This is a genomic window from Streptomyces sp. NBC_00525 (genome assembly GCF_036346595.1).
Taxonomy (GTDB): domain Bacteria; phylum Actinomycetota; class Actinomycetes; order Streptomycetales; family Streptomycetaceae; genus Streptomyces.
In genome coordinates this window covers 3,212,383-3,227,236 of record NZ_CP107834.1, presented here as the reverse complement: position 1 = coordinate 3,227,236, position 14,854 = coordinate 3,212,383, and the positions used below count along the sequence as shown (strand labels likewise).

Sequence of the window (14,854 nt, the reverse complement as noted above, 5' to 3'; positions counted from 1 at the left end):
GGGCCCTCGTGAGCGCTTACGCCCAGGTGATCAGCCGCTTCGGCTGCTCCAGGATCGCTGCGATGTCCGCCAGGAACTTCGAGCCCAGCTCACCGTCGATCAGACGGTGGTCGAACGACAGCGCGAGCGTGGTCACCTGACGCGGCTTCACCTTGCCCTTGTGGACCCACGGCTGGAGCTTGATCGCGCCGACCGCGAGGATCGCGGACTCGCCCGGGTTCAGGATCGGCGTACCGGTGTCCACGCCGAAGACGCCGACGTTGGTGATGGTCACCGTGCCGCCCGCCATCGCGGCCGGGGACGTCTTGCCGTCCCGGGCCGTGGCGACCAGCTCGCCCAGGGACGCGGCCAGCCGCGGCAGCGTCAGGTCGTGGGCGTCCTTGATGTTCGGGACGATCAGGCCGCGCGGAGTGGCGGCGGCGATGCCCAGGTTGACGTAGTGCTTCTGGACGATCTCCTGGTTCGCCTCGTCCCAGACCGCGTTGACCTCGGGGTTCCGCTTGATCGCGACCAGGAGGGCCTTGGCGATGACGAGGAGCGGATTGACCCGCACCCCCGCCATGTCCTTGTCCTCCTTCAGCTCCGCGACCAGCTTCATCGTGCGCGTGACGTCCACGGTCACGAACTCGGTGACGTGCGGGGCGGTGAACGCGCTGCCGACCATCGCCTGCGCGATGGCCTTCCGCACCCCCTTGACCGGGATACGCGTCTCGCGGGCACCCTGCTGGGCGACGGGAGCCTCTGCGGCCGGAGCCGCCGGCTCCGCCGAGGGCTCCGGGGCCACCGCCTCGGCGGCGGGCGCGGCCGCCGCGTGGACGTCCTCGCGGGTGATCACCCCGCCGGCGCCGGTCGGGGTGACCGTCGCCAGGTCGATGCCCAGGTCCTTGGCGAGCTTGCGGACCGGCGGCTTGGCCAGCGGACGGGCGTCCGCGCCGGCCTGCGGGGCCGGAGCGACCGGGGCCGGGGCGGCAGATGCCGGAGCGACCGGGGCGGGGGCGGCCGGGGCCGAAGCCGCCTGCGCCGGAACCGCCTGTGCCGGAGCCGCCGCACCCTTGCGGGCCCGCCGCTTCGTCGAGGACTCGGCCACGCCGTACCCGACCAGCACGGGCTGACGGCCCTTGGGCTCCTCCGCCGGAGCCTCCGGGGCCGGCTCGGCGGCGGGGGCGGCGGGCGCGTCGCCCGAGCCCGGCGCCACGTCCACCGAGATGATCACCTGGCCCACATCGACCGTGGTGCCCTCGGGGAAGCGCAGCTCGTGCACCACCCCGTCGAACGGGATCGGCAGCTCGACGGCGGCCTTCGCGGTCTCGACCTCGCAGACGACCTGGCCGTCCGTGACGGTGTCGCCCGGCTGGACGTACCACTTGAGGATCTCGGCCTCGGTCAGTCCCTCGCCCACGTCGGGCATCTTGAACTCACGGAAGCGAGCAGCGTTGGAAGTGTCGGTCATCGTGGTCACGCTCCTCTCTCCTCAGTACGCCAGCGAGCGGTCGACGGCGTCGAGCACGCGGTCAAGGCCCGGCAGGTACTCCTCCTCCAGCCGCGCCGGCGGGTACGGGGCGTGGTAGCCGCCGACCCGCAGCACGGGCGCCTCCAGGTGGTAGAAGCACCGCTCCGTGATGCGGGCGGCGATCTCGGCCCCGGAGCCGTAGAAGACGGGCGCCTCGTGGACCACGACCAGGCGGCCGGTCTTCTCGACGGACGCCTGGACGGTGTCGAAGTCGATGGGGGACATCGAGCGCAGGTCCACGACCTCGATCGACTTGCCCTCTTCCTGGGCGGCCGCGGCGGCCTCCAGGCAGACCTTCACCATCGGCCCGTACGCGGCCAGCGTCAGGTCCGTGCCGGTGCGGGCGACGGACGCGGCGTGCAGCGCGCCGGGGATGGCCTCGGTGTCGACCTCGCCCTTGTCCCAGTAGCGCCGCTTCGGCTCGAAGAAGATGACCGGGTCGTCGCTCTGGACGGCCTGCTGCATCATCCAGTACGCGTCGGACGCGTTGGACGGGGAGACCACCTTGAGGCCCGCGACGTGCGCGAACAGCGCCTCGGGCGATTCGCTGTGGTGCTCGACGGCCCCGATGCCGCCGCCGTACGGGATGCGCACGACGACGGGGAGCTTGATCTTGCCCAGCGCGCGGGCGTGCATCTTCGCGAGCTGCGTGACGATCTGGTCGTACGCGGGGAAGACGAAGCCGTCGAACTGGATCTCCACGACGGGCCGGTAGCCGCGCAGCGCGAGGCCGATCGCCGTACCGACGATCCCCGACTCGGCGAGCGGGGTGTCGATGACGCGTTCCTCGCCGAAGTCCTTCTGGAGGCCGTCGGTGATCCGGAAGACGCCGCCGAGCTTGCCGACGTCCTCACCCATGATGAGGACCTTGGGGTCGGTGTCGAGGGCCCTGCGCAGCGACTCGTTGAGCGCCTTGGCGAGGGACATCTTTGCCACGGCCATGGTTACTCGCCCTCCTCGGCGAACGATGCCTGGTAGGCGGCGAACTGGGCGCGTTCCTCGTCCACGAGCGGGTTGCCGTCCGCGTAGATGTGGTCGAACATCGCCATCCGGTCCGGGTCGGGCATCGCCCGTACCGCCTCGCGGACGCGCTTGCCGAGCGCCTCGCTCTCCTCGTCCAGGGCGGTGAAGAACGCCTCGTCGGCCGCGCCCTGCTTCTCCAGGTACGCGCGCAGGCGCAGGATCGGGTCCTTCGCCTCCCAGGCCGCGCGCTCCTCGTCCGCCCGGTACTTCGTCGGGTCGTCGGAGGTGGTGTGCGCGCCCATGCGGTACGTGAACGCCTCGACCAGGGTCGGGCCCTCGCCGCGCCGGGCCCGCTCCAGGGCGGACCGGGTGACGGCCAGGCAGGCCAGGACGTCGTTGCCGTCCACCCGGACGCCGGGGAAGCCGAAGCCCTGGGCGCGCTGGTAGAGCGGTACGCGGGTCTGCCGCTCGGTGGGCTCGGAGATCGCCCACTGGTTGTTCTGGCAGAAGAAGACGACCGGGGCGTTGTAGACGGCGGAGAAGGTGAACGCCTCCGCCACGTCGCCCTGGCTGGAGGCGCCGTCCCCGAAGTACGCGATCACGGCCGAGTCCGCGCCGTCCTTGGCCACGCCCATGGCGTAACCCGTGGCGTGCAGGGTCTGCGAGCCGATGACGATCGTGTACAGGTGGAAGTTGTTGCTGTTCGGGTCCCAGCCGCCGTGGTTCACGCCCCGGAACATGCCGAGCAGATTGGTCGGGTCGACGCCCCGGCACCAGGCCACACCGTGTTCGCGGTAGGTCGGGAAGACGTAGTCGTCGTCGTGCAGGGCCCGGCCGGAGCCGATCTGGGCGGCCTCCTGGCCGAGCAGGGAGGCCCACAGGCCCAGCTCGCCCTGACGCTGGAGGGCGGTGGCCTCGGCGTCGAAGCGACGGGTGAGGACCATGTCCCGGTACAGACCGCGCAGCTCTTCCGCGGTCAGGTCGATCGAGTAGTCCGGGTGCTCGACGCGTTCGCCCTCGGGCGTCAGCAGCTGTACGAGCTCGGGTGCGGAACCCTCCGGCGCCTTCGCGGGCGTTTTCGCGGCGCTGGTCCGCTTGCTGCTGCGTCGCGGTTTGCGCGCGGCAGTGCTCTCCACGGTCACGTGCGTGCTCCTCCGTCGGTCCGGCCCCCGGGGTCTGCCGGGAGACCAGTGCGGCTCGCCTGTGTCCGTACCCGTGCACGGGGTGGGTGCCGCTCGGTCCGGGAAACAGGCGTGACAGGTGCCCCGGCGAGCGCCCTGTCCAAGGCACGTTACCCAGTGCTTCGCGTAACTGCGAAACCCTTCCTGACCTGCGATTTTGCTTGGATATCCAAGTAAATCGAGGAATTCGGGAAGGCTCGCTGGTCACAGCACTGATCACAGCCTCGCAGGCCGCCGGAACAACGGCACGTTATCCCGCCCGGCAGCGGCAGGGAAGGGGCGAGTGTGTGAGACTGCGATTGTGCGCGAAGAAGGAAAAATCACCGTATTTCTGCTCGATGACCATGAAGTCGTCCGGCGCGGCGTTCATGAGCTGCTCTCGATGGAGGACGACATCGAGGTGGTCGGCGAGGCCGGCACGGCGGCCGACGCGCTGGTGCGGATTCCGGCGGTCCGCCCGGATGTGGCCGTGCTCGACGTACGGCTGCCGGACGGCAGCGGGGTGGAGGTCTGCCGCGAGATCCGCTCGCGGGACGACTCGATCAACTGCCTGATGCTGACCTCGTACGCGGACGACGAGGCGCTGTTCGACGCGATCATGGCGGGCGCCGCGGGCTATGTGCTCAAGGCGATCCGGGGCAACGAGTTGCTGGCGGCGGTACGGGACGTGGCGGCCGGGAAGTCGCTGCTCGACCCCGTCGCCACCGCGCGCGTGCTGGAGCGGCTGCGCGACGGCAAGGCGGGCCGGGGCGACGAGAAGCTGGCGACCCTCACGGACCAGGAGCGCCGCATCCTCGACCTGATCGGCGAGGGCCTGACCAACCGGGCGATCGGCGAGCGGCTGCACCTCGCCGAGAAGACGATCAAGAACTATGTGTCCAGCCTGCTGTCCAAGCTGGGCATGGAGCGCCGCTCGCAGGCCGCCGCGTACGTGGCCCGGCTCCAGGCGGAGAAGCGCTGAGCCCTGCGCGCGGAACGGGACTTTGGTCCCGGCGGAACCGGGGCCCCGGCCTCTTATCCGCTCCACACGGGTGGCCGACAGTGGAGGCATGTCCCACGAGGAACTCCACGCGATCGACCTGCTCGGCCGGGTCCCCTACGGCCGGCTGGCGACCAGCATGCGGGCCCTCCCGATCCTGACCGTGGCCCGGCACATCGTCATCGACGGCCGCGTCGTGCTCCGGATGCACAGCGGCCTCGGCCATCACGGCGCCTGTGACGGCGCGGTCGTGGCGTACGGCGCGGACAACTTCAACACCGCGCCCGTGGGCACCGAGGACCTGTGGTCCGTGCAGTTCACCGGCCCGGCCCGGGTCGTCGAGCCGACCCCCGCCCAGCGCGAGCGCTTCGGGCCGCCGCCGATCGAGGTGAACGGCGAGCCGTTCGCGCCCTCGTACCTTTGGCTAGAGCCTCACTTCGTCACCGTGCACACTCTGGACTTCCACGCAAGCCAGCAGATCCGCAACGCAGCGTGATCTAACATTTGAAGCGTGTCGCGCTCATCTGTAGCCTCCCCACCGGTTCCCCCGGTCGGCGAGGTGCTTCGCCGTTATCCGCACGCCGGTGAGCCGCTCACCTGCACCCCGCTGTCCCAGGGCCTGCTCAACCATGGTTACCGGGTGTCCACCACCCGTGGGTCGTATTTCCTCAAACATCACTCGGACGATGCGACGCGCGGCCGCGCCACCATCGTCCGCCAGCACCGCGCGACGCGCCGCCTCCAGTCACTCGGGGTGCCCGTCGCCCCGCCCGTGGAGGCCCGCGACGGCGGGACGGTCACCGAGATCGCCGGCCGCCGCTATGCCCTCCACCCGTGGGTGGACGGCCTGCACCGGGGCGGCGCCCAGCTCACCCTCGCCCAGTCGACCCGTCTCGGGACGCTCCTCGGAGCCGTACACACCGGTCTCGAACAGGTGATGGGCGGCGAACGGGATTCCGATGCGGGAGCGGGCGGCGGCAGTCCGGCCGGTTACGCGAGTCCGGAGGCGGCCGACACCTACGCGCTGATCGGCGATCTGCTCGCCGCCGCGCGCGGACGCGGCACCCGGGACTCCTTCGACGAACTGGCCGAGCACCGGCTGCGCGAGCGGCGGACCCTGCTGGAACGGTACGCCGACCGCCGGCCGCCCGACCCGGCCGCGCCCGCGACCGGCTGGGTGCACGGCGATTTCCATCCGCTGAACGTGCTCTACCGGGACGCCGAACCGGTCGCGATCCTGGACTGGGACCGGCTGGCCGTCCAGCCGCGGGCGGAGGAGGCGGTCCGGGCCGCGGCGATCTTCTTCGTCCGGCCGGCCGGCGAACTGGACCTGGCGAAGGTACGCGCCTACGCGCGGGCCTACCGGCGGGCGGCCGGCGCGGACCCGGCGGAACTGGCGGCGGCCGTGCACCGGGTCTGGTGGGAGCGGCTCAACGACTTCTGGATACTCCGCTGGCGCTACTGCCTGAACGACCGGAGGGCCGACCCGCAGTTCCCCGCGGTGTCGGCCCTGGCGGTCTGGTGGACCCGTGAGTACGAGGCGGTGCGCGAGGCGTTCACGGGGTAGCGGCGCGCGAGGCGCGTACGGGGCTCAGCCGGTGGCCGAGCCCGCTGCGCCCGTGGTCGTCCCGGTGGAGGCCCCTGCGGCGGCGCCGCCCGCGGCCCCGTCCGCACCGCTGGACGCGCCCTGGCTGGTGCCGGTGGACGTGCCCTGACTGGTGGTGTCGCCGCCGGTGGCGCCGGTCTCGCCCTCGGTGGCCGTGCCGGGGTCGCCGTCGGTGCCCGTACCGGTGTCGCCGGAACCGCCGCCGCTGTCGTCGCCGGTCCCCGTGGTGCCGCCGTCCTCCGTGCCGCCGGTGTCCGTGCCGCCGGTGCCCGGCTCGGGGGCGGTCGCGGTGGGGGACTCGGACGTCTCGGTCGCGGTGGGGGACGGCTGCCAGGTGTTGTTCCAGTTGCCGCCGGTGCTGTCGCCGGGCTGCCGGGTCTCCTGGGTGTCCTCCGGGGTCGGCGTAGGCGATTCCTTCGTCGGCGCCGGCGAACTGGACGTCTCGGTGGGCTTCTTCTCGTGCTTCGTACCGCCGTTGTCCGCCGCGTTGAGCGCGATGGCCACGCCCGCGCCGATCGCGAGCAGGGCCAGCACGACGAACAGCAGCAGCTTGCCGCGTCCGCTGCCGCCCTGCCGGGTGCTGCCGCCGTCGTAGCCCCCGTCGTCGGGGTTCATCGGCGGCAGGATCGGGGACTTGGAGGTGTCGCCGTGCGGCGCGTAGCCCATGGCGCGGGTGGCGCCGGTCATGCCGCCGGGCGGGGTGCCGGGGCCGTCGTTCAGCAGCACCGGGCCGGTGTTCCACGTACCGGTGTGGCCGCCCTGCACCTGGAGCATCTGCAGGCTGTACTGGACCAGCCCGCGCATCTCCTCGGCGCTCTGGAAGCGGTCGTCCGGGTCCTTCGCCAGCGAGCGCATGACGAGCCCGTCCAGCTCCGGCGGCACCGACTCCAGGATGTTCGACGGCGGGATCGGGGTGTCCTGCACATGCTGGTAGACCACCGACAGCGGCGTCTCGCCCGTGAACGGGGGCCGCAGCGCCAGCAGTTCGTACAGCAGGCAGCCGGTGGCGTACAGGTCGGAGCGGTAGTCGACGGCCTTGCCCAGCGCCTGCTCCGGGGAGAGGTACTGCGGGGTGCCCATGACCATGCCGGTCTGCGTCATCGTGGCCTGCCCGCTGTGCAGCGCGCGGGCGATGCCGAAGTCCATCACCTTGACCGCGCCGGAGTGGGTGATGATCACGTTGGCGGGCTTGATGTCGCGGTGCACGATGCCGTGCTGGTGCGAGTAGGCGAGCGCCTCCAGCACCCCGGAGACGATGATCAGCGCCTGCTCCGGCGGCGGCGGCTCGGCGCTGATCAGCAGATCGCGGATCGTGCGGCCCTCGACCAGCTCCATGACGATGTACGGGACAGTCTGGCCGGCCACCGTGTCCTCGCCGGAGTCGTACACCGCCACCACCGCATGGTGGTTGAGCCCGGCGACCGACTGCGCCTCACGGGTGAAGCGGGCCTTGGAGACCGGGTCCTCGGCGAGGTCGGAGCGGAGCAGCTTCACCGCGACCGTACGCCCCAGCCGGACGTCCTCCGCCGCGAAGACCTCGGCCATGCCGCCCCGGCCCAGCCGGTGGGTCAGCCGGTAGCGTCCGTCGCCGACGACCCCGCCGATGCCCCAGGATTCGGTGCCATCCGGAACGCCGCCGCCGTTTGCTTCGGGTTCGGGTGCCATCAGTCCTCGCCGTCGTATCTGTCCGCGTCCGTTCGCGCGTCCGCGCGTCGCGGGGTCTCACGGTGCCTTGCTGCGGTGCCGGCCGCGCTGCCGGTCGCATTGCCCCGTCACGCTACAGCCTCAGTCGGACAGGCCGATTCGGCGTCGGACAGGCCGATTCGGCGCCGGACCGGCCATCCAATCGGCTGGCGCGCCACCGGCGCAAATTCCATGCTGATCCTGTAACGCTTCCGAGACGCTTCCAGTGCGTACGGTCACGGAACGGGCACCTGGCTTGACGTGTCGTACCCCTGGGGCAGACTTGGCCGGGTATAGGGATCATCGCGTGAGCCGCGCGCCAAGATCGCGTGGGTCGCGCGCCGAGGGGGAAGCCAGTCATGAGCCAGGACGGTACGCAGGGCCGCTACGCGGGGGGCGCGGTCGCCGGCGGCCGCTACCAGCTGCGCGATCTGCTCGGCGAAGGCGGGATGGCGTCCGTTTATCTGGCGTACGACACCGCGCTCGACCGCCAGGTCGCGATCAAGACCCTCCACACCGAGCTGGGCCGCGAGCAGTCCTTCCGCGAGCGCTTCCGCCGTGAGGCGCAGGCCGTCGCGAAGCTCCAGCACACCAACATCGTCTCGGTGTTCGACACCGGTGAGGACGAACTCGGCGGCGCGCTGATGCCGTACATCGTCATGGAGTACGTCGAGGGGCAGCCGCTCGGCTCCGTCCTGGCGTCGGACATCCGGGCGCAGGGCGCGATGCCGGCCGACAAGGCGCTCAAGGTCACCTCGGACGTGCTGGCCGCGCTGGACACCAGCCACGAAATGGGCCTGGTCCACCGCGACATCAAGCCGGGCAACGTCATGGTGACCAAGCGCGGCGTCGTGAAGGTCATGGACTTCGGCATCGCCCGCGCCATGCAGTCCGGGGTCACGTCGATGACCCAGACCGGCATGGTCGTCGGCACCCCGCAGTACCTCTCCCCCGAACAGGCCCTGGGCCGCGGCGTCGACGCGCGCTCCGACCTCTACTCGGTCGGCATCATGCTGTTCCAGCTGCTGACCGGCCGGCTGCCGTTCGACGCGGACTCCCCGCTCGCCATCGCGTACGCGCATGTGCAGGAGGAGCCGGTCGCCCCGTCCACGATCAACCGCTCGCTGACCCCGGCGATGGACGCGCTCGTCGCCCGCGCGCTCAAGAAGAACCCGAACGAGCGCTTCCCCAGCGCGGCCGCCATGCAGGACGAGATCGCCCGGGTGCTGAGCGCGGGCGGCCCGACCGGCGCCCCGGTGATCGTGGGCAACGGCGCCGCCCCGGCCAACAGCGGCTCGGGCGTCGGCTCGGCGGTCTTCCCGCCGGTCGACCAGTCCGGCGCGGCCCCGCAGGGCGTCCAGACGCCGTATCAGCCGGGCCCGTACCAGACGGCGCAGCCCGGCCCGTACGGACCGGCCACCCCGGCTCCGGCCACGAACCCGTCGTACGGCTACCCGCAGACCGGCGCCCCGGCCTACCAGAGCCCGGCGCCCATGGCACCGATGCAGTCGACGCCCCCGCCGTACACGATCTCCCCGCAGACCACGTCCACCGCCGCGCCGGGCGGCTCCAAGCGGAACATGCCGGTGGTCATCGGCGCGATCGTCGTCGCGCTGGTCGCGATCGGCGGCCTGATCACGGTCATCGCGCTCAACGGCGACAACAAGGACGACACGGAGGCCAAGCCCAGCGCCTCCCCCTCGGGCGAACACCGCGATCCGGAACGCAACCGGACGATCAAGGTCGAGAAGTGCACGGAACCGCGCGAGGACACGAACGATCCGAGCAAGGTCGACGCCCCGAACTTCATGTACAAGGACATCCTGTCCGTGCGCACCTGCGCCGACGCGGCGGGCTGGACGCTCAAGGTGAAGAAGGTGCCGGGCAACGCCTACGCCGAGGACCAGGTCATCAACCAGTTCCCGTCCTCCGGGACGGCGGTGCCGGAGGTCGGTGCGCACTTCGAGCTGGAGATCGCGACGGGCGATCCCGCGTAGTTCCTCCTCCGTGCGGACGGGCCGCCATCCGTACGCCTCGTCCGGGATGCCGGTCGTGCCGCCGCGTGTGACGGTGGCCGCATGGCTTCGGGACAGCTCTCCACGCGCTCCTCACGGGGCGTTGCCTGCCTGGCGCTGACGGCGGCGGCGACGGCCGCGACGCTGGGCGCGGCGGCTCCGGGCCCTGCCGGGCCGTCCGACGTGTCCGCTGCGCCGAGCGCCTCCCGGTCCGCCGAGGTGCAGTCGCCGCTGGCCGGGTGGCCCGCCGGGGCCGGGCGGCAGCGACCGGGCCGGTCGGCCGCCGAACTGGCGCGGCAGGACGCGCTCGACGAGCGCGCGGAGCGGGAAGCGGCCTCCGAGCCGGCCGCCGTGCCCTCCTTCACCCCCGACCCGGACGACTTCCCCGAGCCCGCCCCCGCCGGGCGCCTGGCCCTGGACGGGGCGACCGTGCACCGGGTGAAGCAGCTGTCGCTCGGGGCGGGAATCGCCCTGGTCGGGGCGGGTGTCGGGTTCCTCGCGCTGCGGATGCGCCGCGCCCGCTGACCGTACGCGCCCCCTTCGCATTGCCCTCCGTATCGCGTCGGCGGAGACTTGCCACAACCAACATACTCGGTATACATACTCAGTATGTCGATCCGTCACGGGCTCCTCGCCCTCCTGGAGCGCGGGCCGCGCTACGGCTCCCAGCTCCGCACCGAATTCGAGTCGCGCACCGGCTCCACCTGGCCGCTCAACGTCGGGCAGGTGTACACGACGCTGAGCAGGCTGGAGCGCGACGGCCTGGTCGCCCAGGACGGCGAGGACGACCACGGCCACGCCCTCTACTCGATCAGCGACGCCGGGCGCACCGAGCTGCGTTCGTGGTTCGAGACGCCGGTCGACCGCAGCAGCCCGCCCCGTGACGAGCTGGCCATCAAGCTCGCCATGGCGGTCGGGGCGCCCGGCGTCGACATCCGGGCCGTCATCCAGGCCCAGCGCCACCACACGGTGAAGGCCATGCAGGACTACACCCGGCTCAAGGCGCAGTCCCTCGCCCAGGCCCCCACCAACCGCGACGAGGTGGCCTGGCTGCTCGTCGTGGAGCAGCTGATCTTCCAGGCCGAGGCCGAGGCCCGCTGGCTGGACCACTGCGAGGCACGGCTGATCCGCCTCGCCGAGGCCGCCGCCACGGAGCCCGTGGAGCCCCCGGCCCAGGGCGCCGCCACCCGCGCCCGTATCCGCACCCGCCGCTGAGAGCGGCCCGCCGCCCCGTCACCGGGGCCGCCCGCGCCCCGCGTCCGCACGCCGGCCGCTCCCGTACCTCCACTGTTCCGAAGGGGAACCATGTCCCTGCACGACCCGTCGCCGGCCGCACCGCCGCTCCCGGTGGACGCACCGGTCCTCGAACTCCGCTCGCTCACCCGCACCCACGGCACCGGCATCGCCGAGGTCCAGGCGCTGCGCGGCATCAGCCTGTCCGTGCACGCCGGTGAACTCGTCGCCGTGATGGGCCCGTCCGGCTCGGGCAAGTCCACCCTGCTGACCCTCGCCGGCGGTCTGGACACCGCGAGCGGCGGCCAGGTCGTCATCGAGGGCCAGGACATCTCCACGCTCGGCCGCAAGGGGCTCGCCGCCCTCCGCCGCCGCAGCGTCGGCTACGTCTTCCAGGACTACAACCTGATCCCCGCGCTGACGGCCGCCGAGAACATCGCCCTGCCGCGCGAACTGGACGGCGTCCCGGTCCGCAAGGCCCGCAAGGAGGCCCGGGCCGCGCTGGAGGAGATGAACCTCCTGGAGATCGGGGACCGCTTCCCGGACGAGATGTCCGGCGGCCAGCAGCAGCGCGTCGCCATCGCCCGCGCCCTGGTGGGCGACCGGCGTCTGGTCCTCGCCGACGAACCGACCGGCGCCCTCGACTCCGAGACCGGCGAGGCCGTCCTCGCGCTGCTGCGCAACCGCTGCGACCGGGGCGCGGCCGGGGTGATGGTCACGCACGAGCCGCGCTACGCGGCCTGGGCGGACCGGGTCGTCTTCCTCCGGGACGGTTCGATCGTGGACCAGACACTGACCGCCGGGGCCGACTCGCTGCTGGCCGCCGGGGGAGCCGAGTGAGCGTCTTCACGGGGTGGCGCGCCGCCCTCCGGATAGCCCGCCGCGACGCCCTGCGCGCCAAGGGCCGCAGCGCCCTGGTGGTCGCGATGATCGCGCTGCCGGTCCTGGGCGTCACGGCCGCCGACATCACGTTCCGCAGTGCGGACCTGAGCCCGGCGGAGCATCTGACGGCCCAGATCGGTGCGGCCGACGCGCTGTTCAACGACGCGGGCATGGGACCGGTCGAGCAGATGCCCGACGGCAACATGTACAACCCCGTCGGCGAGATGCCCGACGAGGAGCTGCCGCCGATCGACATGCGGGCCGCCTTCCCCCGGGGAGCGCGGGCGATCAGTGAGCAGTCCGTGCCGGGCACGGTCACGACCGCGTACGGGATCGCGAGCGTCGAGATCATCGAGCTGAAGACCTCGGACCGGATGGCCCGCGGCAAGATCGACCTGCTGAAGGGCGCGTTCCCGCGCGGCACGGGCGAGATGGTGGCCACCGAGCCGTTCCTGGAGTCGGCCGGCCTGCACGTGGGCTCCGACGTCACGGTGACGCCGTCCGGGAAGAAGTACACGATCAGCGGCGCGGTGGAGCTGCCCGCCGATCTCCAGGCGAAGCTGCTGTACGCCGAGCCGGGCGCGGTGATCGCCCCCTGGCAGAAGCTGGCCGAGCGCGACAAGGAGGTGCCGGAGCCCCATCCGGGCCAGCCGCAGTGGCTGGTCGAGATGCCGGGACAGGCCGGGGTCGACTGGCAGGACGTGCTGGCGGCCAACAAGGCCGGTGCCGTCGTCTCCTCCCGGCAGGTCTTCGAGAACCCGCCGGCGAGGTCCGAGATCCCGCTGCTCAAGTCGTACCCGGACTACGACCGCGTCGGCTCCGGCGACGGTGAGGCCGGAGCCGCCGCCATCACCGTCGTCGCGATGGCGCTCCTGGAGATCGTGCTGCTGGCCGGACCGGCGTTCGCCGTGGGCGCCCGCCGCTCCCGCCGCCAGCTGGGCCTGCTGGGCACCTGCGGCGGCGACCGGAGCCATGTCCGCGCGGTCGTCCTGGGCGGCGGTGTCGTGCTCGGCGGCGCCGGGGCGGTCGCCGGTGTCGCGGCCGGGCTGCTGCTCACGGTGGTGTTCCGGCCGATGATCGAGGGCTGGGCCGGGCACCGCTTCGGCTCACTGGTGATCCGTCCCACCGAACTCCTGGTCATCGCCGCGCTGGGCCTGGTCACCGGTCTGCTGGCGGCGCTCGCCCCGGCGATCGTGGCGGGCCGGCAGTCCGTCCTGGAGTCGCTGACCGGCCGGCGCGGGGTGCGCCGCAGCTCGCGGGTGCTGCCCGTCACGGGCGCCTGTGCGCTGGCGCTCGGCGTGCTCGTCGCCGTGTACGGGGGCACCAGCGGCGATTCCATGCTGGTCGCCGGCGGTTCGGTCGTCGCCGAGATCGGGCTGCTCGCCTGCATTCCGGTGATCGTCGGGCTGCTGGGCCGGCTCGGCCGCGGGCTCCCGCTCTCGCCCCGGATGGCGCTGCGCGACGCGGCCCGCAACCGGGGCCGTACCGCCCCCGCGGTGGCGGCCGTGATGGCGGCCGTGGCGGGCTCGGTGGCCATCGCCACGTACATGGCCAGCAACCTGGCCGAGTCCGACTACGACTACCTGCCCACGCTGACTGAGGGCACGATCTCCCTGTCGGCCGGTGACGCCGAGTCCGCCGCGCGGCTTCCGGTGGCCCGTGCCGCCGTCGAGCACAACATGGCGGTGACCGGAAGGCGCGCGGACGTCTCGCGCGTCTGGGCGGGCAGCGACTGCAACATCTACTACGAGGAGGAGGACAGCTGCGGCTCCATGGAGCTGGTCAAGCCCGCTGGTAAGGGCCACACCTGCCCGCTCGACGCCGACGGCGCCAAGGAACTGGCCGCACGGCTCTCCGCCGACGAGCACCGCGCGATGATGCGGACCCCGGCCTGCGTGGACGTGCGCGTCTCCACCAGCTCCTTCAACTCCGACGCCAACAACATCGTCGTCGCCGACGCCGCGTTCCTCGACACCTATGTGAAGCTCCACGACCCGGCGGCGGCCGCCGCCCTGAAGGCCGGCACCCCCGTCCTGCTCAACGAGGCGTACGCGGAGAACGGCGAGGTCACCCTCAAGGCCGTCCACCGGTACAACGACAAGGACACGAAGAACCGCGAGCTGCACCCCGGCCCGCCCGAGAAGACCACCGACCGGCTCAAGGTCTACGTGGCGAAGCCGGAGTACGCCCCGACGCCCGGCGTCCGCATGATCCTGCCGCAGCGCACCGCCGAACGCCTCGGCCTGTACACCGAGCCGTACGGCACCGTGTACACGGTGAGGCACACGCCCACGGACGCGGAGAGCCAGCGGGTGTCGGCCGCCATCGACCAGGCGGGCGGCGGCCTCTGGGTGCAGACCAACTCCGGTGCCAACGACCGGAGCAGCACCATCCTGCTGTTCCTCACCCTGTTCGCCGGGGTGGTGACGATGGGCGCCGCCGCGATCACGACCGGTCTGGCCAAGGCGGACGCGGAGGCCGACCTCACCACGCTCAGCGCGGTGGGCGCGCCCCCGCACGTGCGGCGCTCGCTCTCCGGCTTCCAGTGCCTGGTGGTGGCGCTGACCGGGGTGCTGCTGGGGACGGCGGCGGGCCTGGTGCCGGCGGTGGCGCTGCGGCTGGTCGATCTGCGCGAGGCGATGAAGCAGATGCGGGTCACGCCGATGGAGTCCGCGTACACGCCGATCGTGGTGCCCTGGGCGACGATCGGGCTGCTGGCCGTGGCGGTCCCGCTGCTCGCGGGCGTCCTCGCGGCGGTCTTCACCCGCTCGCGATCGTCCCTGTCGCGCCGGGCCGGCTGAG

At 72.3% G+C, this 14,854-nt stretch carries 12 protein-coding genes; 8 read left to right on the top strand and 4 right to left on the bottom strand.

What is annotated here, in order from left to right; all coding sequences use genetic code 11:
* Positions 1 to 16 precede the first annotated feature (16 nt).
* The 3 genes from OG710_RS14150 to pdhA are packed head-to-tail and all read right to left on the bottom strand — an operon-like array spanning position 17 to position 3,615.
* Positions 17 to 1,459, bottom strand: a complete 1,443-nt coding sequence (locus OG710_RS14150) for a dihydrolipoamide acetyltransferase family protein (RefSeq protein WP_330239648.1) — start codon at positions 1,457 to 1,459, stop codon at positions 17 to 19.
* 12 nt (positions 1,460 to 1,471) lie between these two features.
* The gene (locus OG710_RS14145) at positions 1,472 to 2,452 is read right to left on the bottom strand and encodes an alpha-ketoacid dehydrogenase subunit beta (RefSeq protein ID WP_330239647.1); all 981 of its coding nucleotides are present in this window, start codon (positions 2,450 to 2,452) and stop codon (positions 1,472 to 1,474) included.
* A 2-nt stretch (positions 2,453 to 2,454) separates the two neighbouring features.
* On the bottom strand, positions 2,455 to 3,615 hold the full coding sequence (pdhA, locus tag OG710_RS14140) for a pyruvate dehydrogenase (acetyl-transferring) E1 component subunit alpha (RefSeq protein ID WP_111329799.1): 1,161 nt from the start codon (positions 3,613 to 3,615) through the stop codon (positions 2,455 to 2,457).
* Positions 3,616 to 3,955: 340 nt separating this feature from the next.
* Here pdhA and OG710_RS14135 point away from each other — a divergent pair, with 340 nt between their 5' ends.
* The 3 genes from OG710_RS14135 to OG710_RS14125 all read left to right on the top strand — a co-directional run bounded on the left by OG710_RS14135 (position 3,956) and on the right by OG710_RS14125 (position 6,200).
* Positions 3,956 to 4,615 (top strand): response regulator transcription factor, encoded by a 660-nt coding sequence (locus OG710_RS14135; RefSeq protein WP_330239646.1) that lies wholly within the window; start codon positions 3,956 to 3,958, stop codon positions 4,613 to 4,615.
* 88 nt (positions 4,616 to 4,703) lie between these two features.
* Complete coding sequence (locus OG710_RS14130; protein WP_111329795.1) at positions 4,704 to 5,129, top strand: pyridoxamine 5'-phosphate oxidase family protein; 426 nt, start codon at positions 4,704 to 4,706, stop codon at positions 5,127 to 5,129.
* Positions 5,130 to 5,192: 63 nt separating this feature from the next.
* Positions 5,193 to 6,200 (top strand): phosphotransferase, encoded by a 1,008-nt coding sequence (locus OG710_RS14125; RefSeq protein ID WP_330242247.1) that lies wholly within the window; start codon positions 5,193 to 5,195, stop codon positions 6,198 to 6,200.
* Positions 6,201 to 6,224: 24 nt separating this feature from the next.
* Here OG710_RS14125 and OG710_RS14120 read toward each other — a convergent pair whose 3' ends face one another.
* Positions 6,225 to 7,904, bottom strand: a complete 1,680-nt coding sequence (locus tag OG710_RS14120) for a protein kinase domain-containing protein (protein ID WP_330239645.1) — start codon at positions 7,902 to 7,904, stop codon at positions 6,225 to 6,227.
* Between the two features lie 377 nt (positions 7,905 to 8,281).
* Here OG710_RS14120 and OG710_RS14115 point away from each other — a divergent pair, with 377 nt between their 5' ends.
* From OG710_RS14115 to OG710_RS14095, 5 genes are all read left to right on the top strand, one after another.
* The gene (locus tag OG710_RS14115; protein ID WP_330239644.1) at positions 8,282 to 9,919 is read left to right on the top strand and encodes a protein kinase domain-containing protein; all 1,638 of its coding nucleotides are present in this window, start codon (positions 8,282 to 8,284) and stop codon (positions 9,917 to 9,919) included.
* 81 nt (positions 9,920 to 10,000) lie between these two features.
* The gene (locus tag OG710_RS14110; protein ID WP_330239643.1) at positions 10,001 to 10,462 is read left to right on the top strand and encodes a hypothetical protein; all 462 of its coding nucleotides are present in this window, start codon (positions 10,001 to 10,003) and stop codon (positions 10,460 to 10,462) included.
* 84 nt (positions 10,463 to 10,546) lie between these two features.
* Entirely contained in the window at positions 10,547 to 11,152 is a 606-nt protein-coding gene (locus OG710_RS14105) for a PadR family transcriptional regulator (RefSeq protein WP_330239642.1), read from the top strand.
* A 90-nt stretch (positions 11,153 to 11,242) separates the two neighbouring features.
* Positions 11,243 to 12,010 carry an ABC transporter ATP-binding protein gene (locus tag OG710_RS14100; RefSeq protein WP_111329785.1) on the top strand — a complete coding sequence of 256 codons (768 nt, stop codon included), beginning with the start codon at positions 11,243 to 11,245 and terminating at the stop codon, positions 12,008 to 12,010.
* Complete coding sequence (locus OG710_RS14095) at positions 12,007 to 14,853, top strand: FtsX-like permease family protein (protein WP_330239641.1); 2,847 nt, start codon at positions 12,007 to 12,009, stop codon at positions 14,851 to 14,853. The genes OG710_RS14100 and OG710_RS14095 overlap by 4 nt, the downstream gene beginning before the upstream one ends.
* Position 14,854 lies beyond the last annotated feature (1 nt).

What these genes read in the sequence shown, in the direction of transcription:
- OG710_RS14145 (WP_330239647.1), bottom strand. Translation starts at nt 2,452, where the DNA reads ATGGCCGTGGCAAAGATGTCCCTCGCCAAGGCGCTCAACGAGTCGCTG.
- OG710_RS14130 (WP_111329795.1), top strand. Translation starts at nt 4,704, where the DNA reads ATGTCCCACGAGGAACTCCACGCGATCGACCTGCTCGGCCGGGTCCCC.
- OG710_RS14120 (WP_330239645.1), bottom strand. Translation starts at nt 7,904, where the DNA reads ATGGCACCCGAACCCGAAGCAAACGGCGGCGGCGTTCCGGATGGCACC.
- OG710_RS14115 (WP_330239644.1), top strand. Translation starts at nt 8,282, where the DNA reads ATGAGCCAGGACGGTACGCAGGGCCGCTACGCGGGGGGCGCGGTCGCC.
- OG710_RS14110 (WP_330239643.1), top strand. Translation starts at nt 10,001, where the DNA reads ATGGCTTCGGGACAGCTCTCCACGCGCTCCTCACGGGGCGTTGCCTGC.
- OG710_RS14105 (WP_330239642.1), top strand. Translation starts at nt 10,547, where the DNA reads ATGTCGATCCGTCACGGGCTCCTCGCCCTCCTGGAGCGCGGGCCGCGC.
- OG710_RS14100 (WP_111329785.1), top strand. Translation starts at nt 11,243, where the DNA reads ATGTCCCTGCACGACCCGTCGCCGGCCGCACCGCCGCTCCCGGTGGAC.